The sequence below is a fragment of the Streptomyces amakusaensis genome, assembly GCF_039532665.1.
Lineage (GTDB): Bacteria > Actinomycetota > Actinomycetes > Streptomycetales > Streptomycetaceae > Streptomyces > Streptomyces amakusaensis.
This window is the reverse complement of the sequence record NZ_BAAASB010000005.1, coordinates 402,235-424,872: the sequence shown is the minus strand read 5'-3', so window position 1 is coordinate 424,872 and position 22,638 is coordinate 402,235. Positions and strand designations below refer to the sequence as shown.

20 protein-coding genes and 1 riboswitch are annotated in these 22,638 nt (G+C 73.8%); of the genes, 14 read left to right on the top strand and 6 right to left on the bottom strand.

Annotation, left to right across the window (positions count from 1 at the left end):
• Nucleotides 1-52: 52 nt before the first annotated feature.
• Nucleotides 53-472 carry a VOC family protein gene (locus ABD371_RS11835; protein ID WP_344475637.1) on the top strand — a complete coding sequence of 140 codons (420 nt, stop codon included), beginning with the start codon at nt 53-55 and terminating at the stop codon, nt 470-472.
• Between the two features lie 86 nt (nt 473-558).
• Here ABD371_RS11835 and ABD371_RS11830 read toward each other — a convergent pair whose 3' ends face one another.
• The 3 genes from ABD371_RS11830 to ABD371_RS11820 form a co-directional block, all read right to left on the bottom strand.
• Complete coding sequence (locus ABD371_RS11830) at nt 559-2,025, bottom strand: hypothetical protein (protein WP_381733565.1); 1,467 nt, start codon at nt 2,023-2,025, stop codon at nt 559-561.
• 157 nt (nt 2,026-2,182) lie between these two features.
• Nucleotides 2,183-3,313, bottom strand: coding sequence for an alpha/beta hydrolase (locus ABD371_RS11825; RefSeq protein WP_344475635.1), 1,131 nt, complete (start codon nt 3,311-3,313; stop codon nt 2,183-2,185).
• A gap of 132 nt (nt 3,314-3,445) precedes the next feature.
• Nucleotides 3,446-4,108, bottom strand: coding sequence for a class II aldolase/adducin family protein (locus tag ABD371_RS11820; protein ID WP_344475633.1), 663 nt, complete (start codon nt 4,106-4,108; stop codon nt 3,446-3,448).
• Nucleotides 4,109-4,377: 269 nt separating this feature from the next.
• Here ABD371_RS11820 and ABD371_RS11815 point away from each other — a divergent pair, with 269 nt between their 5' ends.
• The 8 genes from ABD371_RS11815 (at nt 4,378) to ABD371_RS11780 (ending at nt 13,071) form a co-directional block, all read left to right on the top strand.
• Nucleotides 4,378-5,649, top strand: a complete 1,272-nt coding sequence (locus tag ABD371_RS11815) for an inorganic phosphate transporter (RefSeq protein WP_344475631.1) — start codon at nt 4,378-4,380, stop codon at nt 5,647-5,649.
• 12 nt (nt 5,650-5,661) lie between these two features.
• Nucleotides 5,662-5,889, top strand: coding sequence for a hypothetical protein (locus tag ABD371_RS11810; protein WP_344475628.1), 228 nt, complete (start codon nt 5,662-5,664; stop codon nt 5,887-5,889).
• A 155-nt stretch (nt 5,890-6,044) separates the two neighbouring features.
• Nucleotides 6,045-6,180: riboswitch (cobalamin riboswitch) on the top strand.
• A 130-nt stretch (nt 6,181-6,310) separates the two neighbouring features.
• Entirely contained in the window at nt 6,311-7,279 is a 969-nt protein-coding gene (locus ABD371_RS11805) for a cobalamin biosynthesis protein (protein ID WP_344475625.1), read from the top strand.
• On the top strand, nt 7,276-8,856 hold the full coding sequence (locus ABD371_RS11800) for a cobyric acid synthase (protein WP_344475623.1): 1,581 nt from the start codon (nt 7,276-7,278) through the stop codon (nt 8,854-8,856). Before ABD371_RS11805 ends, ABD371_RS11800 begins: the two co-directional genes overlap by 4 nt.
• Nucleotides 8,853-8,996 carry a hypothetical protein gene (locus ABD371_RS11795; RefSeq protein WP_344475621.1) on the top strand — a complete coding sequence of 48 codons (144 nt, stop codon included), beginning with the start codon at nt 8,853-8,855 and terminating at the stop codon, nt 8,994-8,996. Before ABD371_RS11800 ends, ABD371_RS11795 begins: the two co-directional genes overlap by 4 nt.
• A complete protein-coding gene (locus tag ABD371_RS11790; RefSeq protein ID WP_344475619.1) occupies nt 8,993-11,104 on the top strand; it encodes a putative cobaltochelatase in 2,112 nt (703 codons plus the stop codon). Before ABD371_RS11795 ends, ABD371_RS11790 begins: the two co-directional genes overlap by 4 nt.
• Nucleotides 11,105-11,704 (top strand): cob(I)yrinic acid a,c-diamide adenosyltransferase, encoded by a 600-nt coding sequence (gene cobO / locus ABD371_RS11785; RefSeq protein ID WP_344475617.1) that lies wholly within the window; start codon nt 11,105-11,107, stop codon nt 11,702-11,704.
• Nucleotides 11,698-13,071 carry a cobyrinic acid a,c-diamide synthase CobB gene (locus ABD371_RS11780; RefSeq protein ID WP_344475615.1) on the top strand — a complete coding sequence of 458 codons (1,374 nt, stop codon included), beginning with the start codon at nt 11,698-11,700 and terminating at the stop codon, nt 13,069-13,071. The genes cobO and ABD371_RS11780 overlap by 7 nt, the downstream gene beginning before the upstream one ends.
• 107 nt (nt 13,072-13,178) lie before the next feature.
• Here ABD371_RS11780 and ABD371_RS11775 read toward each other — a convergent pair whose 3' ends face one another.
• Complete coding sequence (locus ABD371_RS11775) at nt 13,179-13,901, bottom strand: ZIP family metal transporter (protein ID WP_344475613.1); 723 nt, start codon at nt 13,899-13,901, stop codon at nt 13,179-13,181.
• Nucleotides 13,902-13,992: 91 nt separating this feature from the next.
• Here ABD371_RS11775 and ABD371_RS11770 point away from each other — a divergent pair, with 91 nt between their 5' ends.
• Nucleotides 13,993-15,027 carry a cobalamin biosynthesis protein gene (locus tag ABD371_RS11770; RefSeq protein WP_344475611.1) on the top strand — a complete coding sequence of 345 codons (1,035 nt, stop codon included), beginning with the start codon at nt 13,993-13,995 and terminating at the stop codon, nt 15,025-15,027.
• Nucleotides 15,028-15,483: 456 nt separating this feature from the next.
• Nucleotides 15,484-16,548, top strand: a complete 1,065-nt coding sequence (cobC, locus tag ABD371_RS11765) for an Rv2231c family histidinol phosphate aminotransferase CobC (RefSeq protein ID WP_381733557.1) — start codon at nt 15,484-15,486, stop codon at nt 16,546-16,548.
• Nucleotides 16,549-16,689: 141 nt separating this feature from the next.
• Here the strand turns inward: cobC and ABD371_RS11760 are convergent, their stop codons facing one another.
• Together ABD371_RS11760 and ABD371_RS11755 are read right to left on the bottom strand one after the other, a co-directional pair.
• Nucleotides 16,690-17,649, bottom strand: a complete 960-nt coding sequence (locus ABD371_RS11760; protein ID WP_344475609.1) for an SCO1860 family LAETG-anchored protein — start codon at nt 17,647-17,649, stop codon at nt 16,690-16,692.
• Nucleotides 17,650-18,052: 403 nt separating this feature from the next.
• The gene (locus ABD371_RS11755; protein WP_344475607.1) at nt 18,053-19,144 is read right to left on the bottom strand and encodes an amidohydrolase family protein; all 1,092 of its coding nucleotides are present in this window, start codon (nt 19,142-19,144) and stop codon (nt 18,053-18,055) included.
• A 129-nt stretch (nt 19,145-19,273) separates the two neighbouring features.
• On the opposite strand from ABD371_RS11755, the gene ABD371_RS11750 reads away from it, so the two are divergent.
• The 3 genes from ABD371_RS11750 to ectB all read left to right on the top strand — a co-directional run bounded on the left by ABD371_RS11750 (nt 19,274) and on the right by ectB (nt 22,577).
• Nucleotides 19,274-20,374, top strand: a complete 1,101-nt coding sequence (locus ABD371_RS11750; RefSeq protein ID WP_344475605.1) for a pyridoxal-phosphate-dependent aminotransferase family protein — start codon at nt 19,274-19,276, stop codon at nt 20,372-20,374.
• Nucleotides 20,375-20,703: 329 nt separating this feature from the next.
• Entirely contained in the window at nt 20,704-21,276 is a 573-nt protein-coding gene (gene ectA, locus ABD371_RS11745; protein ID WP_344475603.1) for a diaminobutyrate acetyltransferase, read from the top strand.
• A 32-nt stretch (nt 21,277-21,308) separates the two neighbouring features.
• Nucleotides 21,309-22,577, top strand: coding sequence for a diaminobutyrate--2-oxoglutarate transaminase (ectB, locus tag ABD371_RS11740; protein ID WP_344475602.1), 1,269 nt, complete (start codon nt 21,309-21,311; stop codon nt 22,575-22,577).
• Nucleotides 22,578-22,638 lie beyond the last annotated feature (61 nt).

Here is a 22,638-nt window from a genome sequence, read left to right as displayed (position 1 = left end):
TTCGCACACGGGCGGACCGCGGGTGGAGGGCGGGCCGGAAGGAGTGAGGGAGATGGCGGAGTCGTCCGGCGGAGGATCGCCGAGCATCTGTCCGTCGCTGTTGTACGCGGACGCCAGGGCCGCGATCCGGCAGCTGACCGAGGCCTTCGGCTTCACCGAGCACGCGGTGTACGAGGACGGCGAGGGCCTGGTCGCGCACGCCGAGCTGACGTACGGCAACGGCATGGTGATGGTGGGCAGCAGGGGCACGGGCGGTGCCTTCGACCGGCTGACGGCCGGCGGCGGGCCCGGCGGGGTGTTCGTCCATGTCGACGATGTGGACGCCCATCACCGCAGGGCGGTGGAGCACGGGGCGGACGTCGTGACCGCGCCGAGCGACAAGGAGTACGGCGCCAGGGACTATCTGGTGCGGGACCTGGAGGGCAATGTGTGGAGCTTCGGGGACTACATACCCGAGGCCCCCGCGCCCTGACGGCCGTCCCGCGGGCTTCCGCCCGCGCCCGGCGCCGTGGTGGCTGCCGGGCCCGGCAGCCACCACGGCGGGAGGCAGGGCCTGTGCTAGGCCCCGCCGGTGTGGACCTGGAAGGCCGCCCGGCGGACGGCTTTCGCGAGGGCGGGGTCGGGGTGGGCCGCGGCCAGGGCCACCAGGACCTGGACGGTGCGCGGGTGGCCGCCCGCCCTGACCTCCTCCAGGAGGGCCGGGACCGTGCCCTGGACGGCCGAGTCGAGATGGCGCAGCAGCAGCTGGGGCTCACCGTGGTCGGCGACGGCCGCTGCGGTGTCCACCCAGAGCCAGGTGGCCTCCTCGCGGGTGAGGACGTCGTGGACGTCCTCAGGGTCCGCCCCCTCGTACTCCGCGAGCCACAGCAGGGCGTACGGACGCAGTGACGGCTCCTGGGCGACGGAGCGGACCTCGGCCTCGGCGGGCGCGCCGACGACGCGGAGCGCTTCGAAGGCGAGGCCGCGCAGCAGGGCGTCCTCGCCCCTGGCGACGCCGAGGAGTTCGGTGACGGAGCTGGAGACGGTGCGCGCCGCCAGCCAGGCGCGGTACTCGGCGCGGGCGGGCCCGGGGGTGAGCCGGGCGCAGCCGCGCAGCATGTCCTCGGCGGACTGCTCGATATTGCCGGCCGGGCTCTGGGCGGCGACGCAGATCTGCTCCAGCTTGACCCAGACCGCCCAGTTGCCGAGCGGGGTCAGGGTGGCGGACCTGCCTCGGTCGAGGGTGAGCGCGCCGACGGCGGAGAGGCCCTCCAGGGCCCAGCCGAGGAGGGAGGAGACGGTTTCCGGGCGGGGTGCGGTGGATCCGGTGGGTCCGGTGGCGGCGGGCGGGCCGTCGTCGGAGGGGTCCGGGGCGGCGGGCGGGCCGCCCGCGGGCATGGGGAGGGGCTGCGACTGCGGGCCGTAGGGGACTTCGCAGCGTTCCTCGCGCAGTTCCTCGACCCGCTGCTCCAGGAGGTCGAGGAGGGCGGGGACCAGGACGGGGCCGGCCGAGAGCTGGAGGAGGGAGAGCAGCTGGGGGACGGCTTCCACGACCTCGGCGACGGCGGCCGGGGCCACGTCGCCGGGGGCGGGGTGGGCCAGGGACCAGGCGTCGAAGAGAGCGACCCAGCCGCGCAGCACGGCCATGTCGTCGCGGTCCCAGGCACGCAGCCGCCAGCCGGGGCGGGCTGTGCCGCCGTGCAGTTCGACCAGTCCGGCGAGTCGGGCGCGGTCCCATCCCGCGCGTACCTGGAGGGGGGTCAGATCGAGTGCGGCGGCGGCCCGTTCGCGCGCCGGGGAGGCGAGCGAGGCCGTGCCGGGGTCCCGCTCGACGGCCGCCCAGCGGGCGATCCGTACGGCGTCGACGAGGACTTCTCTCGCCTGGCGGGCCAGCTCGGCGGGGGGCGGAGTGCCCTCCGGAGGCCGTGGGGCCGAGCGGGTACGCCGGGTCGTCACGGCCCGCCGGGCGGTGGCCAGCGGTCGCGGGCGGACAAGACGGAGTCTGGAGTTGCGCGCCAATTGCTCATCAGGCTTTCGGGACGTCACAGGGAGCAGTCTTCCCGCTGACGGGCCGAAAGCCCAAACGGAACCCGATGAATGACGGGTCGGCGGGCCTCGCGGGCCCGTCGGCGGGCGGGGGCCCGGGCGGGTCGGGGCGGTCGGCGCGAAGGCCCGGGGGCGGTGCGGAGGTCCGGGCGGGGTGTCACATCAAGGGGGTGAGGAAGCGGCGCAGGGCCTCTTCGTAGCGGGCCGGGTCGGCATTCCACATGGCCGCGTGGGGTGCGTTGCGGACCGTGTGGAGGTGGACGAGGTCGGGGCGGCGGGCGGCGAGCTCCCGGGAGGGGTGCCAGGGGGCGATGGCGTCGTCCGGGCCGTGGAAGATCAGGGTGGGCACCTTCAGCAGCCTGGCGTCGGCCGCCAGGGCGGGCCGCCGGCCGTCGTACAGCCCGGCCCTGCCCCGGGCGGCGCGGACCGTGAGGGGGAGCAGGGGCGCGGGGGTGCGCCGGGCGGCGGCGAGGGCGCGCAGGGTGGCGTCCTGGTCGAGGACCGGGGAGTCGAGGACGAGCCCGGTGATCCGGTCGCGCAGGGCGGAGCCGGCGGCGGCGTGCAGCGCCATCGTGGCACCGGTGGACCAGCCGTACAGGACGACGTGGCGCGCGCCGTTGCCGACGGCGAAGCGGAGGGCGGCGTCGAGGTCGCGCCACTCGGCTTCGCCGAGGTGTCCGAGTCCGTCGGGGGAGCGGGGGGCGTCCGGGTCGCCCCGGTAGGCGATCCCCAGTACCGGAATGCGTCGGCCGTGGAGAAACGGAAGGAGGTTCATGGGGTGTTCGCGGGTGGTGCCCAGGCCGTGCACGGCGATGACCCAGGTGGTGCGGGGGCCCGGCACGGACCAGGCGGGGATGGGTCCGAGTTCGCCGGGGACGCTGACGTCGGTGTGCCGGATGCCGAGCGCGGAGGTCGGGTCGCCGATGTGGAGCCGGGGGTTCAGCCGGACTCTGACGCCGGGGCGCAGACCGCCGTCGCCAGGGTGTTCCAGCCGGCGCACGACGGTGTCGGCGGAGGGCTGCGTTCCGTCGAGGACCGGGCCGACGACGGCGTGGACGCCCGGGCCGTCGAGTCCATAGGTGCCGGGGCGGCGGGAGGCGAGGGAGCGGGTCAGGGTGATCCGGTCGCCGTCGGCGGCGTGCACGGTGAGTCTCGGGTCGCCGGGGAGCGGCCGGCCGGGCTCGGGTCTGAGCACCGCGTCGCTCGCGTAGCGGCCGGCCGCGATCGCGGCCGCGCCGACGCCGATCAGGGTGGTGACGGCCGCTGCCGTCGCTGTAGCCGGGCGCACCGTTCCAGTGTCGGCGCGGTGGTACGGCCCTGCCAGTGGACGGCGTCCGCCGGTGTCGGGCCCCGGTCGGGGCGGTCCCCGCCGGTGCGCGGCGGGGACCGTCCGGGGTGGAGCGGCTCCGGGCGCGCGGGGTCAGCGCGGGCGGCCGTAGCCGCTCAGGCGCTCGGCGGCCTCCGCGAGCCGGCTCTCGGAGAGCAGGGAGGGCGTGTGGCCGGGCACGGAGGCCGCCGTGAGCCAGAGGCGGCACATCCACTCCAGCTGGGCGGTGCGGTCGTAGGCCTGGTCCAGGCTCTGTCCGTGGGCGACGGTGCCGTGGTTCTGGAGCAGGCAGGCGGTGCGCCCCTCCAGGGCGCGGAGCATGTGGGAGGCGAGGGCCTCGGTGCCGTAGAGGGCGTACGGGGCGACGCGGACGGGGCCGCCGAGCGCGGCGGTCATGTAGTGGACGGGCGGGAGCTCGGGGACGAGGGTGGAGACGGCCGTGGCGTGCACGGCGTGGGTGTGGACCACCGCGAGGGCGTCGGTGTGCCGGTAGATCTCCAGATGGAGCGGCAGTTCGCTGGTGGGTTCGAGGTCGCCGAGGACGCGTTTTCCCTCGATGTCGACGACGGTCGTGTCCTGGGCGGTGAGCCGGTCGTAGGGGACCGCGCTGGGGGTGACGAGGATCAGCGGGCCGACCCGGGCGGAGACATTGCCCGAGGTGCCCACCACAAGGCCCTCGGCCGCCGTTCTGCGGGCGGTGGTCACCACGTCCCGCCACGCGTCTTCGATCGCTCTCTGGGACACCTGTTCGGTCATGCGGCGATCCTGTCAGGAGACGGCTCGCCGTCACAGAGGGCCACAGCGGAGCCACGGAGGGGAGGATCGGACAGATTATCCGAAAGAGTGATGTAAGGCACTTTGCGGGGCGTGGGGTCGGGCACAAGGGCCGGTCAAGCGCTCCGGAAGCGAAAGCGGAGCCCAAAACCTCACATGGGGACACCCTGAATCCGGCCTCAGTTCACCTTCCGTTCACCCAGGTTACTTACGTTCACCAGGCCACTGACGTCCATAGATTGCCTGGGTAAATGGAACACATCACGCTGCTGCTCGCGATTGTGATCGTGACGGCTCTCGTGTTCGATTTCACGAACGGTTTCCACGACACCGCCAACGCGATGGCGACGACCATCTCGACCGGCGCGATGAAGCCCAAGTCCGCGGTGGCGATGTCCGCCGTGCTCAACCTCGTCGGCGCTTTCCTGTCGGTGGAGGTCGCCAAGACGATCTCCAGCGGCATCGTCAACGAGTCAGGCATATCCCCAGAAGTGATCTTCGCGGCGCTCGTCGGCGCCATCCTCTGGAATCTTCTGACGTGGCTGGTCGGCCTGCCGTCCAGCTCCTCGCACGCCCTCATGGGCGGTCTGATCGGTGCCACCATCGCCTCGGTCGGCTTCAGCGGAGTCAACGGCGGCACGGTCATCACCAAGGTGCTGATCCCCGCGATCGCCGCCCCGCTGGTCGCCGGCATCGGCGCGTACCTCGCCTCGCGGCTGACGTACAAGCTCGGCAAGAACACCGACGACAAGGCGACCTCCAAGGGCTACCGCGCCGGGCAGATCGCCTCCGCCGGCCTGGTCTCCCTGGCGCACGGCACCAATGACGCCCAGAAGACGATGGGCATCATCACGCTGGCGCTGGTCACCGGCGGCATCCTGGTCCCCGGCTCGAACCCGCCCATGTGGGTCATCGTCTCCGCCGGTGTCGCGATCGCCCTCGGCACCTACCTCGGCGGCTGGCGCATCATCCGCACCATGGGCAAGGGCCTGACCGACCTCCAGCCGCAGCAGGGCTTCGCCGCCCAGTCCAGCGCGGCCAGCGTCATCCTCGCCTCCTCCAACCTGGGCTTCTCCCTCTCCACCACGCACTCCTGCTCCGGCGCGGTGATGGGCGCGGGCCTCGGCCGCAAGGGCGGCGTGGTCCGCTGGTCCACCGCCACCCGGATGTTCGTCGCCTGGGGTCTGACCCTGCCGGCCGCCGGTCTGGTCGCCGCGGGCTCGGAGTTCGTGATGCGGCAGGGCGACTGGGGCATCGCCGCGGTCACCATCTTCCTGGTCGGCTCGTCCGCCGCCATCTGGCTGTACTCGCGCCGCCAGATCATCGACCACACCAACGTCGTGGACGACGACGAGAGCGACGAGCCCGGCGTGGTCACCACCGCGATCAACGCCGTCACCCCGCCGCCGGCCGGCACCCCCGCGCAGGACACCGTCACCGCGCAGGACGGCCTCAAGACGACCATCGCGGCCCCCTCCGCCGCAGCCCCCGAATCCGGCCCGGCCAGCCCGGCCGCGGTGTAAGGACAGATCAGCATGAAAATCGACTGGGTAGCTCTCGGCTCCGTCTTCGGTGTGAGCCTCGTGGCCACTGTCGTCCTGGTGGGTCTGTTCACCCTCGGGATCATCGGTCTCAGCAAGCAGCCGTCGGCCGCCGGACAGACCGGCGGAGGCTCCGTGGCCCTGTTCCGCGGTGGCGCCTACCTCTGCTTCGCGCTCTGCGCGGCCGCCGTCACCTACGGGATCTATCTGATCGTCACCTGACGGCCGCAGTTCCGGAAACCGGGCCGGAACACCCCCCAGGGGTGTTCCGGCCCGGTTTCGTCTGTCCCGGAACGCCGTCCGGAGCCCGGTCCGCGCCGATCTCCGATGTGGGGCTGAGCACACTGTCCCGCCGCAGGTCAACGGCAGGTTGACGGCTGTTCTCGCAGCGTGGTGGACTGCCGGGGCCATTACGGCGGCAGCAGAGGAAGCCGGTGCGAATCCGGCGCGGTCCCGCCACTGTCACCGGGAGCGATCCCGGAAGCCAGGAACTCTCGCCGCCGATCACGTCGAACCAGGGCGCGGACACCCTGAGTGAGGACATATCGCCATGCCCGGCCACGGTTCAGCCCCCGCCCCGAGTACGCCTCGCACTCCCCCGCCGCCCCTGTCGGCCCCCCGGAACGAGACGCCGGCCTGAACGATGCGTGCCGACCGAATATTCGCGTACGGCGCCACCGCCGGCCTGATCGGCGACCTGCTGCTCGGCGACCCCCGCCGAGGCCATCCGGTCGCCGCGTTCGGACGGGCCGCCGGCGCCGTCGAGCGGGTGCTGTGGCGTGACCACCGAGGGTGGGGCGCGCTGCACACCGCCGTGTGCGCCGGAGGCACCGCCGCCGCCGGGGCGCTGCTCAGCCGTGGTGTCCGCGGCCGTCCCGCCCTCTCCGTCGCGCTGACCGCCGCCGCCACCTGGACCGTCGTCGGCGGCACCTCGCTGGGCCGCGAGGCCCGCACCGTCGGAGCGGCCCTCACCGCGCGGGACGTGGCGCGGGCCCGGGAGCGGCTGCCGCATCTGTGCGGCCGTGACCCGCACTCCCTGGACGAGCAGCAGATCGCCCGTGCCGTCGTGGAGTCCGTCGCCGAGAACACCTCCGACGCGGTCGTCGGAGCCCTGGTCTGGGGAGCGCTCGCGGGCGTGCCCGGACTGGTCGGCTTCCGGGCCGTCAACACCCTGGACGCGATGGTGGGCCACAAGTCCCCCCGCTACCGGGCCTTCGGCTGGGCCTCGGCCCGGCTGGACGATCTGGCCGGCTGGCCGGGGGCGCGGCTCACGGCCGCGCTCGCCGTGCTGGCGGGCCCCGACCGGCGCGGCGCGGCCCGCGCCTGGCGGGCCGACGCGCACCGGCACCCGAGCCCCAACGCCGGCCCGGTGGAGGCCGCGTTCGCCGGAGCGCTCGGGGTGCGGCTCGGCGGCACCCTCGCCTACGGCGGCCGGATCGAGCACCGGCCGGTGCTCAACGGCGACGGCCGTCCCGTGGACGTCACGGACATCGAGCGCGCGGTGCGGCTCTCGCGCCGGGTGAGTCTGCTCGCCCTCGTGGCGAGCGCGGCCGGACGGCTGGCGTTCCGGCGGATCTCGGCGGCGCGCCGCCGACAGGGAGGAAACCGATGACCGGGCCGGGACGCAAGGGAGGCGGACTGCTCGTCGCGGGCACGACGTCCGACGCGGGCAAGAGCGTGGTCACGGCGGGAATCTGCCGCTGGCTGGTGCGCCAGGGGGTGAAGGTCGCCCCCTTCAAGGGACAGAACATGTCCCTCAACTCCTTCGTGACCCGCGACGGCGCGGAGATCGGCCGGGCCCAGGCGATGCAGGCGCAGGCCGCCCGGGTCGAGCCGAGCGCGCTCATGAACCCCGTGCTCCTCAAGCCGGGCAGCGACCGCAGCAGCCAGGTCGTGCTGATGGGCAGGCCCGTCGGCGAGCTGAGCGCGCGCGGCTACCACGGAGGCAGGCAGGAGGCTCTGTTCGGCCCCGTGGTGGAGTGCCTGGAACAGCTGCGGAGCAGCTATGACGCCGTGATCTGCGAGGGGGCGGGCAGCCCGGCGGAGATCAATCTGCGGCGTACGGACATCGTGAACATGGGCATCGCCCGGGCGGCCCGGCTGCCGGTGCTCGTGGTCGGGGACATCGACCGCGGCGGGGTCTTCGCCTCCTTCTTCGGGACGACGGCGCTGCTGAGCGCCGAGGACCAGCGGCTGGTGGCGGGATACCTGGTCAACAAGTTCCGCGGCGACGTCTCGCTGCTGGAGCCGGGTCTCGACATGCTCGAAGGGCTCACCGGGCGGCGGACCTACGGGGTGCTGCCGTACACCCACGGGCTCGGCATCGACGAGGAGGACGGGCTGCGGGTCTCGCTGCGCGGGGCCGTGCGCGAGTCGGTGGTGGCCCCGCCGGTCGGCGAGGACGTGCTGCGGGTCGCGGTCTGCGCGGTGCCGCTGATGTCCAACTTCACCGATGTGGACGCGCTCGCTGCCGAGCCGGGGGTGATCGTCCGATTCGTGGACCGGCCCGAGGAGTTGGCCGACGCGGATCTCGTCGTCGTACCGGGAACCCGGGGCACGGTCCGCGCGTTGGAGTGGCTGAGGGAGCGGGGGCTGGCGAGGGAGCTGGCTCGCAGGGCCGCCGAGGGGCGGCCGGTGCTGGGGATCTGCGGCGGCTTTCAGCTGCTGGGCGAGCACATCGAGGACGAGGTCGAGTCACGGGCCGGTTCCGTGACCGGTCTGGGGCTGCTGCCCGTACGGGTGCGGTTCGCGGCCGAGAAGACCCTGGCCAGGCCGACGGGCACGGCACTGGGCGAGCGGGTGGAGGGGTACGAGATCCACCACGGCGTCGCCGAAGTGCTGGGCGGCGAGGCCTTTCTGAGCGGATGCCGGGTCGGTGAGGTGTGGGGCACCCACTGGCACGGCTCACTGGAGAGCGACGGCTTCCGGCGGCAGTTCCTGAGACGGGTCGCGAGCGCCGCCGGCAGGCGCTTCGTGCCCGCTCCGGACACGTCGTTCGGCGCGCTGCGCGAAGAACAGCTGGACCGGCTCGGCGATCTGATCGAAGAACACGCGGACACGGACGCGCTCCTGCGGCTGATCGAGCGGGGCGCGCCCTCGGACCTTCCCTTCATCGCGCCCGGAGCGCCCGCCGCACCCCCGGTGCGCGCGACGGCCGGAGCGCCCGGACGACCTGGAGCCCCCGCATGAGCAGTGTGCCGATGTTCCCGACCGCCGAAGCGGATCCGCCGGGGGCCGGTGGCGGCGTGCCGCGCCCGAACCCCGGGGCCGGCCCGGCCGGTGTGACCGCGTTCCCGTATCCGTCCGTGTCGACCGAGGAGCCCGTATGAGCACGCCCTACCCGTTCACCGCTGTCGTCGGGCAGGACGATCTGAGGCTCGCGCTGCTGCTCAACGCCGTGTCGCCCCGGGTCGGCGGGGTGCTGGTGCGGGGTGAGAAGGGGACCGCCAAGTCGACCGCCGTGCGGGCCCTCTCCGCGCTGCTGCCCGCTGTCGAGGTCGTCGCCGGGTGCCGGTTCTCCTGCGACCCGGCCGCGCCCGACCCGGAGTGCCCCGACGGGCCCCATGAGGCGGGCGGGGCGGCGGCGCGGCCCGCGCGCATGGTGGAGCTGCCCATCGGCGCTTCCGAGGACCGGCTGGTGGGCGCGCTGGACATCGAGCGGGCGCTCGCGGAGGGGGTCAAGGCCTTCGAGCCGGGGCTCCTCGCGGACGCGCACCGGGGAATCCTCTATGTGGACGAGGTGAATCTGCTCCACGACCATCTGGTGGACGTGCTGCTGGACGCCGCCGCGATGGGCGCGTCCTATGTGGAGCGCGAGGGTGTCTCGGTGCGGCACGCCGCCCGCTTCCTGCTGGTGGGGACGATGAACCCGGAGGAGGGCGAGCTGCGACCGCAGTTGCTGGACCGGTTCGGGCTGACGGTGGAGGTCGTGGCCTCCCGCGAGCCCGACCAGCGGGTCGAGGTCGTCCGCCGGCGGCTGGCGTACGACGACGACCCGGCGGGCTTCGCCGCCCGCTGGGACGGGGACGAGAGCGCGCTGCGGGAGCGGATCATGGCGGCGCGGGCGCTGCTGCCCGAGGTGACGCTGGGGGACGCGGCGCTCCGTCAGATAGCGGCGACCTGCGCGGCCTTCGAGGTGGACGGCATGCGGGCCGACATCGTGATGGCCCGTACGGCCTGCGCGCTGGCCGCCTGGGCCGGGCGCGGGGACGTCCTCGCCGAGGATGTGCGGCAGGCCGCGCTGCTGGCGCTGCCCCACCGGCGGCGGCGCAACCCGTTCGACGCGCCCGGGCTGGACGAGGAGAAGCTGGACCGCACCCTGGAGGAGTTCGGCGCGGACGAGCCCGAGCCCGAGCCCGAGCCCGATCCGGAGCCCGACCCCGACCAGGACCCCGATCCCGATCCCGGCCAGGGACCGGACGGCGGCCCGGACGGCGGCGGTCCCGGCGGCGGCCCGCCTCCGCGGCAGGGCCCCGAGGCCCCCGAGCCCCCCGCGCAGGAGGACCCCGGGATTCCGCCGCAGGGCGAGTCACCCGAGCCGAAGGAGTCGCCGGAGTCCGGCGAGGGCGGTGTGCCGGTGGGCGGCGGTCGTGAGCAGCGGCCGGTGGGCGCCGGTGAGCCGTTCCGTACGAAGATGCTGAGCGTGCCGGGGATGGGCGAGGGCGCGGCGGGCCGCCGTTCGCGCTCCCGGGCCGAGCACGGACGCACCACCGGTGCGCGGCGGCCCCGGGGGGCCCTCACCAAGCTGCATCTCTCGGCGACGGTGGCGGCGGCGGCCCCGCATCAGCGGGCGCGGGGGCGCGGGGGACCCGGTCTGGTGGTGCGGCGGGACGATCTGCGGCAGGCCGCGCGGGAGGGGCGGGAGTCCAATCTCGTCCTCTTCGTGGTGGACGCCTCGGGGTCGATGGCGGCCCGGCAGCGGATGAGCGCGGTCAAGGGCGCGGTGCTCTCGCTGCTGCTGGACGCCTATCAGCGCAGGGACAAGGTGGGGCTGGTGACCTTCCGGGGCAAGGAGGCCGAGCTGGCCCTGCCGCCGACGTCCTCGGTGGACGCGGCGGCGGCCCGGCTCGATCTGCTGCCGACCGGCGGGCGCACCCCGCTGGCTGCGGGGCTGCTCAAGGCGCACGACGTGCTGCGGGTGGAGCGGATGCGCGATCCCTCGCGCCGGCCGCTGCTCGTCGTGGTGACCGACGGGCGGGCCACCGGCGGCCCCGACCCGGTGGGGCTGGCCTCGCGGGCGGCCCGGCTGCACGCCGCCGGGGGCACGGCCGCCATCGTGGTGGACTGCGAGTCCGGGCCGGTCCGGCTGGGGCTCGCCGGCACCCTCGCGGCCGATCTTCAGGGATCGGCCGTCACACTCGACGAGTTGCGGGCGGACGCGATCGCCGGACTGGTGAAGAGCGCCCGGTCCGCCGGGTCCGACAGAAAGGCCGCGTAAATGCCACAGGGACAGCCGTCCGTCGTTCCGGACGACGGACTCACCACGCGTCAGCGGCGGAACCGCCCGCTGGTCTTCGTGCACACGGGCACCGGCAAGGGGAAGTCGACGGCCGCGTTCGGGCTCGCGCTGCGGGCCTGGAACCAGGGGTGGCCGATCGGGGTGTTCCAGTTCGTCAAATCGGCGAAGTGGAAGGTCGGCGAGGAGAACGCGCTGAAGGTGCTGGGGGCGTCCGGCGAGGGCGGCGCGGTCGACTGGTACAAGATGGGCGAGGGCTGGTCGTGGGTGCAGCGCGACCGGCAGTTCAGCAACGAGGAGGCGGCCCGGGAGGGCTGGGAGCAGGTCAAGCGGGATCTGGCCGCCGAGCGCTACAAGCTCTACGTCCTCGACGAGTTCGCCTATCCCCTGCACTGGGGATGGGTGGACACGGCCGAGGTCATCTCGGTGCTGCGTGACCGGCCGGGGAACCAGCATGTGGTGATCACCGGCCGCAACGCCCCGGCCGAGCTGATCGAATTCGCCGATCTGGTGACCGAGATGACCAAGGTCAAGCACCCGATGGACGCGGGGCAGAAGGGGCAGCGGGGCATCGAGTGGTAGCACGTCTTGTGATCGCCGCGCCCTCGTCGGGCAGCGGCAAGACCACCGTCGCGACCGGTCTGATGGCGGCGTTCGCCGCCACCGGGCTGGCCGTGTCCCCGCACAAGGTGGGCCCCGACTACATCGACCCCGGCTACCACTCGCTCGCCACCGGCCGGCCGGGCCGGAATCTGGACGCCTATCTGTGCGGCACGGAGCTGATGGCTCCGCTGTTCGCGCACGGTGCGGCCGGGTGCGACGTGGCCGTGGTCGAGGGGGTGATGGGGATGTACGACGGCGCGTCGGGAGCCGGTGAGCTGGCGTCCACGGCGCAGCTGGCGAAGCTGTTGCGGGCCCCGGTGGTACTGGTGGTGGACGCCTCCTCGCAGTCGCGGTCGGTGGCGGCGCTGGTGCACGGCTTCGTCTCCTGGGACCCGGAGGTCCGGGTCGGCGGGGTGATCCTCAACAAGGTGGCGTCCGACCGGCACGAGGAGTTGCTGCGGCAGGCGCTGGAGGAGGTCGGGGTCCCGGTGCTGGGGGTGGTGCGGCGGCGGGCCGCCGTGGCGACCCCCTCGCGCCATCTCGGCCTGGTGCCGGTGGCCGAGCGGGCCGCGGAGGCCGTCGCCTCCGTGGCGGCGATGGGCGAGCTGGTGCGGCAGGGGTGCGATCTGGAGGGGCTGCTGGCGCTCGCCCGCTCCGCTCCCCCGCTGGATTCAAAGGCGTGGAGCGCCGGCGGGGAGTCCTGGGGTCCCGCGGCGGAGGCGCTGCCCAATGGGGCGCGGGGCGGGCGTCCGGTGGTCGCCGTCGCCGGCGGCCCGGCGTTCACCTTCTCCTACGCCGAGCATGTCGAGCTGCTCACCGCGTACGGGGCCGATGTCGTCGCCTTCGATCCCCTGCGGGACGAGCGGCTTCCCGAGGGGACCTCGGGGATCGTGATAGGCGGCGGGTTCCCCGAGGTGTACGCGCCGGAGCTGTCGGCCAACGAGTCTCTGCGCAAGGTGGTCGAGGCGTTCGCGCGGGACGGCGGGCCGGTGGCGGCCGAGTGCGCGGGGCTGCTGTATCTCGCGCGGTCCCTGGACGGGCGGCCGATGTGCGGGGTGCTGGAGGCCGACGCGCGGATGGGCGAGCGGCTGACGCTGGGGTACCGGGAGGCGGTGGCGGTGGCCGACAGCTGTCTCGCGGCGACGGGGACCCGGCTGCGGGGCCACGAGTTCCACCGGACGGTGATCGAGCCCGGCGCGGGTTTGACCCCGGCCTGGGGGATGCACCGGCCGGAGCGCCGGGTGGAGGGGTTCGTCCAGCGGGGTGTGCACGCGAGTTATCTGCATACGCACTGGGCGGCAGAGCCCGGGGTGGCCCGCCGTTTCGTGGCTCAGTGCGCGCGGTGAGAACGCCGGGAGCGGTGGTGGCGGTCGGCCGGGCGAGGCCCCACCGGCCCTACAGAATCGTTTCTGCACTCTCTCCGCCCTCGCGCGCCCGCACGGCGGCGAGCCCCTCACTCGGCGACGCCGACGACCAGCCAGATGAAGCCCGCGCCCGCCGCCGTGCAGAGCAGGGTGGAGCGGGCCGGGTGGGTGTGGTGCGCCTCGGGCAGGATCTCGGCGGCGGCGAGATAGAGCAGCGCGCCGCCGAAGAATCCGAGGTAGCCGCCGAGCAGCCCCACCGGAATGGTGAACAGCAGGGTGGACGCGGCTCCGACGACGGGCGCGAAGGCGTCGGCGACCAGCATCGCGACGGCCTTGGCCCGGGTGTTCCCGTAGAGGCTGGTGAGTGTGTAGGTGTTGAACCCGTCCGCGAAGTCATGGGCGATGACGGCGAGCGCCACGGTCAGCCCCATGGCCTCCCCCACCTGGAAGGCCGCGCCGATCGCGATGCCGTCCAGCAGGCTGTGGCCGACCATGGCCGCCGCCGCGGTCAGCCCCACCTGCGGCACCTTCCCCTCCCCCGCGCCATGGGCGGCCTGGCGGGCGGCCAGCAGCCGTTCCACCATGTGCGCGGTGAGGAAGCCGCCCACGAACAGCAGCAGGGCCAGCGGCACACCGAACACCTCCTGCCCCGCCGCCTTCAGCGCCTCGGGCAGCAGATCGAGCCCGACCACGCCGAGCATCAGCCCGCCGGCCAGCCCCAGCACCAGATGCCGGCGGTCGGTGACGCGCTGCGCCGTCCAGCCGCCGAACAGCGTCATCAGGAACGCGCCGAGCGCGACGAACACCGCCATGCGCCCTTGCTAGCGGATTGACCCGGCTCCGCGCACATTCCGCCGGAAGACCCGCCCGATTCACCCGTTTGACGCGAGAGGACCCCTGCTCATGGCCGAGCCCGGCGCCGCCGTCGGCCGTCCGGCCGGCCGCCTCCCCGCGCCGGTGCTCGCCCGTCTCCCGGCGGATCCCTCGCGGTACGCGGTGCTGCTGGGCCCCCCGGCGGGCGGGGGCGCGGCGGCCCCGGCCGAGGCGGCGGCGCTCCATGTCACCGATCTCGTCCTGCCGTTCGGTCCGGGTACGGCGGTGCTGCGACCGCCCTCGCTGGTGGTGGGGGTGGGCGCTTCGCGCGGCGTTCTTGAGGACGAGGTCCTCGCCCTGGTGGCCGAGGCGCTGCGGGACGCGGGGCTGTCCGGGCTGAGCGTGCGGGAGTTGGCGACGGCCGGGGCGAAGGCCTCCGAGCCGGGCATCGTGGCCGCGGCGAAGACCCTCGGTGTGCCGCTGGCGGCCCACCCGGCGGAGCGGCTCGCCCGGGTGGCGGTGCCGAATCCGTCCGGCGCGGCCCTGGCCGCCGTGGGGACCCCCTCGGTCGCGGAGGCCTCGGCGCTCGCGGGCGGCGGGGAACTCCTCGTACCGAAGCGCGTGTCGAGCCCCCGGGGCCGGGCAGCGAGGGCGACCTGCGCGGTGGTGAGGCGGAGTTCGCCCGGTGGCCTCCTGGTGTTCACCCCCGGGCCCGGCGCGGCTGGTCCGCTGTCGGCATGGAGTTCCGACGGGGTGCGGTACGACGGCTCCCGGCCGTGCCCGGAGTGGCCCGGCGGGCCGCTCGGCCCGGGGACGTGGGTGCTCGAGCCCGCCGGGGGCTCCCCCGGGGGCTCCTCCGCCGCCGGGCACACGGTCCTCGTGACCGGCCCCGGCCCGGCGGCGCTCCAGGGACTCCCGGCGGCGGCGGAGCACCGGCCGCCCGGCGTTCCGGCGGCCCTGGCCCGGAGCACCGCTCGACCGTATGAATCAAGCCATGTGGCGACACTGGCCGGAGTGGATCCCCCGACGGTGGACATGATGACCGACGTGACGGCCGGCAACACAGCCACCCGCGTCATCGCGGGCCGTGCGGTGACCCCGTACGGCTATCGGTGGCAGCCATGAATCCGCGCGGCACCCAGCCCGGCGCGGCCGCGAGCGCATGCGCCCGTACGACCGCTTCCGGTCGTTCGCGGCGGTCGAAGCGCCCGCGCGCCGCTCGGTCCGGCCCGCTTCCCCCGGTGCCGGGCCGCGCACCCGTACGGGAGCACAGCCAGTGTGTTCGTACGATTTCAGCCACGACGGGACGAGCCCGAGGCCGGCACGGAGACCGCCCGTGCTCCGGACGGGGACCCGTCGTGCGGCGGGCCGCCGTCGCACACTCCGCCGTACCACCCCCACACCGAGGAGAACGCGTGACCACCCCGCCCCCACCGCCGACCGCCGGCGGATTCCTCCCGCCGCCCCCACCGCCGTGCGGCCCCGTGGCCGGGCCCGGCCGCAGGAGACATCGCGCGACCGCGCCGGGGAAGAGCCCTCTTCCGCCCGGCCGACGCCACACCGGACACCAGCACGGCAGCCATGCTCATGCACACTGACGGCCCACACGACCTGCGGCACCACGGCGACGCGGAGATACGCGACACCGGTGCCCTGCTGATCGACCTCGCGGTCAACGTCCGGGCGAACACTCCGCCGCAGTGGCTGCGGGAGTGTGTCGGCGGCTCGCTGGCCTCGCTCGCCGCCTATCCGGACGGCCGTGCCGCGCGGTCGGCCGTCGCGGCGCGGCACGGGCTGCCGCCGGAGCGGGTTCTGCTGACCGCGGGCTCCGCCGAGGCGTTCGTCCTGCTGGCGCGCGCGCTGCCGGTCCGTCATCCCCTGGTGGTGCATCCGCAGTTCACCGAGCCGGAGGCGGCGCTGCGGGACGCGGGCCACGAGGTGGACCGGGTGCTGCTGCGCGAGGAGAACGGCTTCCGGCTGGATGCCGCCGCCGTGCCCGAGTCGGCGGATCTGGTGGTGATCGGGAATCCGACCAACCCCACCTCCGTACTGCACTCGGCGGAGGAGATCGCCTCGCTGGCCCGTCCCGGCCGACTGCTGGTGGTCGACGAGGCGTTCATGGACGCGGTGCCCGAGGAGACCGAGGCGCTCGCGGGCCGTACGGACGTCCCGGGGCTGGTGGTGCTGCGCAGCCTGACCAAGACCTGGGGGCTCGCGGGCCTGCGGATCGGCTATGTCATGGCCGACCCGGAGACGATCACGGCACTGGAGCGGGCTCAGCCGCTCTGGCCGGTCTCCACTCCGGCGCTGGCGGCGGCCGAGGCCTGTATGGGTCCGGCCGCGCTGAAGGAGGCGGACCAGGCGGCCCGGCTGATCGCGGTGGAGCGCGCGCATCTGCTGGCCGGGCTGGCGGAGTTCGACGAGGTACGGGTCGTGGCCGAGGCCGAGGCTCCTTTTGTGCTGATCCGGGTGCGGAAGGGCGCCGAGGTCCGTGAGCAGCTGCGCTGTCTCGGTTTCGCGGTGCGGCGCGGTGACACCTTCCCCGGGCTCGGCCCGGGGTGGCTGCGGATCGCGGTGCGCGACCGGGTCACGACCAACCGCTTCCTCCAGGCCCTGGACCAGGCGCTGGCGGTGGTCGGTGACTGATGGGACGGTGACGTGACCAGGCGGTGACCGATCAGGCGGTGACCGATCAGGCGGTGACCGATCGGGCCGTGTCGCGGCGGGCGGGGGCCGGGGACCGCTTCCCGCCCGCCGCGTGCCCGGGGATCCGGGCCGGGGGGTGGCTCAGACGCGCCCGCGGGCCTTGGCACGCCCGCGGGCGAGGGCGATCGCGCCGCCGCCGAGGGCGAGCAGCAGCGCCGCGCCGATCGCGAGGTACTTGGTGCCGGAGTCGCCGCCGGTCTCGGCGAGGTTCTCGGTGGGCCGCTCACCGGCGCTCTGGGCGGCGAGGCCCGGCGTGGACTCGCTCTCGGACTCGCTCGGCCGCTCCTTCGCGGGCTCCTGGGGGGTGCGCGGGGCGAGGGCCCTGGGCGATTCGCAGGTCGCCTCGACCAGGGTGACGGTGCCGTTCACCTCGGCGACATTGAGGCTGAGCGGGTTGACCGCGACCTTCAGCTTCAGGGCGGTGGCGGCGGCGGTCCGGGAGGTGGTGTGCGTGTGGGAGAGGTCGAGGGTCACCTCGCCGACGCCGGGCACCTGGAGCCGGGTGGGGCCGCCGGTGGAGAGGGTGACCCTCTTGCCGAGCACCTTCACCGTGCCCAGGAGGTTCGACTCGGCGACGGGCTGCCGGCCGGTCTCGCAGACCGCCTTGGAGGTGGCCTTCTCCACCTCGACGAGCGAGAGCAGCGGCAGTCCGGGCAGCCGCACCCGGGCGTGCGCCAGATTGGCGTACCCCTCGGCCCGCTTCTTGTCGGCCTCCGCCCGGGTGGAGGCCACGTCCGCGCGCAGCATCGAGAAGGGCCTGCCCCCGTCGACTCCGTCCAGCTGGACGCTCAGCGTGGTCCGCTCGGCGGTGGCGGGGGCCCGCACCGCGTTGAGAGAGGCGGCGAGCGGCACCCGTACGGTCTTGTCGAGCAGGGACACTTCGAGCCCGGCGCGCAGGATGACCGCGCCCGCCCTTCCCTCGGCGCCGCCCCCGGTGGCCTGCGCCGGGCCTGCCATCGCCACGGGCGACGCGGCCAGCGCGGCGGCGGCGGTGACGGCGGCGCAGCGGCGCGTGGGCATGCGGAAGGTGTTGCTGTTCACGGTGGTGGAACCCCCACGGGAGACATGGCGTCGCCCTCCCGTCCGCAGGGACCGCGGCCGGTGGCGACTGAGACACCGGAATCTTTACGCACCGAGAGTGAACTGACAGATACCTGGGGTTAGTTCACTCCAAAGGGGGGTTTCCGGGTCTGTATTCGATTCCCGGGGTACGGGTGTTCCCCGGTGGCCCCGCCACCGCGGCGTGGCGGGGGCGCGCCGGGCCGCTTCGGGGGCGTGCGCGGGGAGCTTCGGCGGGCGGCGGGGCGCGGGCGGAAGAGCTTCAACGAGGGGCCGGACCCGGAGGTCACGGCCGGTCAACAGGGCGACGGCCGGGCACCCGTCCGCCCGGGGCCCGGCCCGGAACCCCGCCCCGGCCCCGGCGGCCGGAGCGGCGGCCCGGCTCTCAGCCCACGATCCGCCCGTTCAGGACGATCCGGCGCGGCGCGGCCAGCGCGCGGACGTCGGCCCGGGGGTCGGTGTCGTACACCACCAGGTCCGCCGGCGCGCCCTCCTCCAGCGCGGGGCGGCCCAGCCAGGCCCTGGCTCCCCAGGTGGCGGCGGAGAGCGCCTCGACGGGCGGGATCCCGGACTTGACCAGCTCGGCGACCTCGGCCGCGACCAGGCCGTGGGCAAGCGAGCCGCCCGCGTCCGTGCCGACGAAGACGGGGATGCCCGCGTCGTGGGCCGCGCCGACGGTGTCGTAGCGGCGCTCGTGGAGCCTTCGCATATGCGCCGACCAGCGGGGGAACTTCGCCTCGCCGCCGTCCGCCAGCGCCGGGAAGGTGGCGATGTTGACCAGGGTCGGCACGATGGCCACCCCGCGTTCGGCGAAGAGCGGGATGGTCTCGTCGGTGAGTCCGGTGGCGTGCTCGACGCAGTCGATGCCCGCCTCGACCAGGTCTCTGAGCGAGTCCTCGGCGAAGCAGTGCGCGGTCACCCGCGCGCCCAGCCGGTGCGCCTCGGCGATCGCCGCCCCGACCGCGCCGCGCGGCCAGCAGGCGGTCAGATCGCCCGCCTCGCGGTCGATCCAGTCGCCGACGAGCTTGACCCAGCCGTCGCCGCGCCGGGCCTCGCGGGCGACGTACGCCACCAGGTCGTCCGGCTCGATCTCATGGGCGTAGTTGCGGATGTAGCGGCGGGTGCGGGCGATGTGGCGGCCGGCCCTGATGATCTTCGGGAGGTCCTCGCGGTCGTCGATCCAGCGGGTGTCGGCGGCCGATCCCGCGTCGCGGATCAGCAGGGTGCCGGCGTCCCGGTCGGTGAGCGCCTGCCGCTCGCTGGTGGCGTCGTCCACCGCGCCGTGCGCGTCGAGGCCGACATGGCAGTGGGCGTCGACCAGTCCGGGCAGCGCCCAGCCGCGCACGGTGATCCCGTCGGCGGCCCCGGGCGGCCTGCGGTAGGTGATCCGCCCGCCGACGACCCACAGTTCGTCCCGTACGTCCGCCGGGCCGGCGAGCACCCGCCCCTTCACATGCACCACCGTGTGATCGCTCATACCGGCACTGTACGAGGGGGCGCGGCGGTGCCGGCGGGTGCGGGCCGGGGCCGCCGGGAGGGCGTGGGTAGGCTCGCCGGAGGCCGGACAGGCCCGGCCGAGACCACCCATTCCGAAGAAGGCTCCACCGTGACTCATCCGCTTCTGGATCTGCCCCCGCTGACCGCCGCGCACTTCGCGGGCATCGAAGAGCGGGTCGCCGCCCTGCTGGACACCGAGCGGGATGTGGTGATCACCCAGGGGGAGGCGCTGCTTCCGCTGGAGGGCTGCATCCGTTCCGGGGCCCGGCCGGGCTCGACCGCGCTGAATGTCGTCACCGGGCCGTACGGGCAGACCTTCGGGAACTGGCTGCGCGACTGCGGTGCGCGGGTGGTGGACCTGGCGGTGCCGTTCGACACGGCGGTGACCGCCGAGCAGGTGGAGCGGGCGCTCGCCGAGCACCCGGAGATCGACTTCGTCTCGCTGGTGCACGCGGAGGCGGCGACGGGCAACACCAACCCGGTCGCCGAGATCGGCGAGGTGGTGCGGCGGCACGGCGCGCTCTTCATGCTGGACGCGGTGGCCTCGGTGGCCGCCGAGCCGCTGCTGCCGGACGCGTGGGGCGTCGATCTGTGCGTGATCGGCGCGCAGAAGGCGATGGGCGGCCCGGCGGGGGTGTCGGCGGTGTCGGTCAGCGAGCGCGCCTGGGAGCGGTTCGCGGCGAACCCGGCCGCGCCCCGGCGGTCGTACCTCTCGCTGCTGGACTGGAAGGAGCGGTGGATCGACACCGGCCGCAAGGCGCTGCCGCACGCGCCCGCGCAGCTGGAGATGCTGGCGCTCCAGGCCTGTGTGGAGCGGATCGAGGCGGAGGGCCTGGCGGCGACGCTGGCCCGGCACGCGTCGGCGGCTGCCGCGACCCGGGCGGGCGTCACCGCGCTGGGCGGCGGGCTGGAGCCGTATGTGCGCGACGCCCGGGACGCCGCCCCGGTGGCGACGACGCTGCGCACGCCCGCCGGGGTGGACGCCTCCGAGCTGGTGGCGCGGGCGCTGGCGGCGGATCCCTCGCTGCCGCTGATCGCGGGCGGCGGGGCGCTGTCCCGGGAGATGATCCGGGTCAACCACTACGGGGTGGACGCGACCCGGGGCGCGGTGCGCTCCTCGCTGTCGGCGCTCGGCGGGGCCCTCGCGGAGACGGGCGCGAAGGTCGATCTGGCGGCGGCCGGGCGGGCGGTCTCCGCCGCCTGGGCATAGCCCGGAATCATTGAAGGGAATTGACGCCCACTGAATTCATCAATACGGGAAGCTGTCTTTTCTGGCAGCTTCCCGTATGCATATACCTCTTCGTCTGCCCCGGTTCTCCGGGTGCAAACGCTAAAATCCCAACAAGACGAAGAAGCTCTCCACGCATATGTGACCGACCCCACACGGTGCCCGTTTAGCGGCTTATATGCGTCACAAAGCACCCTAAAGCGCTGCACGTTCGAGGACTCCCTCCTGCCCGCGCGATAACACAGGGCATCGATTCACCCAACCCTTGCGGACCATGCATTTTCTGAATTTGCTGGGTAAATTGCTCAAGCATGACCGCCGCACAAGAAGACCTTGTACGAGCCGACCGCCCGAGCGAATTCACAACCATCGAAGCGCCACGAGTGGAGGACGGAGCCGCGATCTGGCGCATGGCCCGCGACTCCGAGGTCCTGGACCTCAACTCCTCGTACAGCTATCTGCTGTGGTGTCGTGACTTCGCGGCCACCTCGCTGGTGGCACGGGACCCGGACGGCGAGCCGGTCGCCTTCGTCACCGGATACATCCGGCCCGACCGCCCGAGGGCCCTCGTCGTCTGGCAGATCGCCGTCGACCGCGCGCACCGGGGGCGGGGCCTGGCCGGGACGCTGCTCGACGCGCTGACCGCCCGGGTCGCCAAAGAGCGCGGCGTACGGGAGGTGGAGACGACCGTGACACCGGACAACACCGCCTCCGACCGGCTCTTCGTCGCCTATGCCGAGCGCCATGGCCTGCCGCTGGAGCGGGAAGTCCTCTTCGACGGCGCGCTGTTCCCGAAGGATTCCGGGGATTCCGCCGACGGCGGTCCGCCGGCCGTGCCGCACCAGCCGGAAGTCCTGTACCGGATCGGCCCCCTCTCCGTCTGACGTCACCGACCGAATCGCATCTGGAGACCGCAGTGACCATCACCCCGCCCGCCCTGAGCGTCTTCGAGACCCTGGAGTCCGAGGTACGCAGCTACTGCCGCGGCTGGCCCGCCGTCTTCGACCGCGCGCAGGGCAGCCGTCTCCACGACGAGGACGGCCACAGCTACCTCGACTTCTTCGCCGGAGCCGGTTCGCTCAACTACGGCCACAACAACCCGGTGCTGAAGCGCGCGCTGATCGACTACATCGAACGCGACGGCATCACCCACGGCCTGGACATGGCCACCAGCGCCAAGCGCGCCTTCCTGGAGGCGTTCCAGAACATCGTGCTGCGCCCCCGCGATCTGCCGTACAAGGTCATGTTCCCCGGCCCGACCGGCACCAACGCCGTCGAGGCCGCGCTCAAACTGGCCCGCAAGGTGAAGGGCCGCGAGTCGGTGGTCTCCTTCACCAACGCCTTCCACGGGATGTCGCTGGGCTCGCTCGCCGTCACGGGCAACGCCTTCAAGCGCGCCGGGGCCGGGATCCCGCTGGTGCACGGCACCCCGATGCCGTTCGACAACTACTTCGACGGCCGGGTCCCGGACTTCCTCTGGTTCGAACGGCTGCTGGAGGACCAGGGCTCCGGGCTCAACAAACCGGCCGCGGTGATCGTGGAGACCGTGCAGGGCGAGGGCGGCATCAATGTCGCCAGGGCCGAGTGGCTGCGGGCGCTCCAGTCGCTGTGCGAGCGCCAGGACATGCTGCTGATCGTGGACGACATCCAGATGGGCTGCGGTCGCACCGGCGGCTTCTTCTCCTTCGAGGAGGCCGGGATCACCCCGGACATCGTCACCCTGTCGAAGTCCATCAGCGGCTACGGACTGCCCATGTCGCTCTGTCTTTTCAAGCCCGAGCTGGACATCTGGGAGCCGGGCGAGCACAACGGCACCTTCCGGGGGAACAACCCCGCCTTCGTGACCGCCACCGCGGCGCTGAACGCCTACTGGGCCGACGGCCAGATGGAGAAGCAGACCCTCGCCCGGGGCGAGCAGGTCGAGCGGGCGCTGCTGGCGATCGCCGCCGAGGACACCGGTTCCGGCGCGCGCTTCCGGGGCCGGGGACTGGTGTGGGGGCTGGAGTTCACCGACCGGACGCGGGCGTCGGCGATCTGCGCCCGGGCCTTCGAGCTGGGGCTGCTGCTGGAGACCTCGGGTCCGGAGAGCCAGGTGGTGAAGCTGCTGCCGGCGCTCACCGTCTCGCCCGAGGAGCTGGACGAGGGGCTGCGGATCCTGGCCCGCTGCGTCCGCGAAACGGCCTGAGCGGCCACACGCACAGACACACACCGACACCGAGAGCCACGGGAGAAAGGCGGCATCGCAC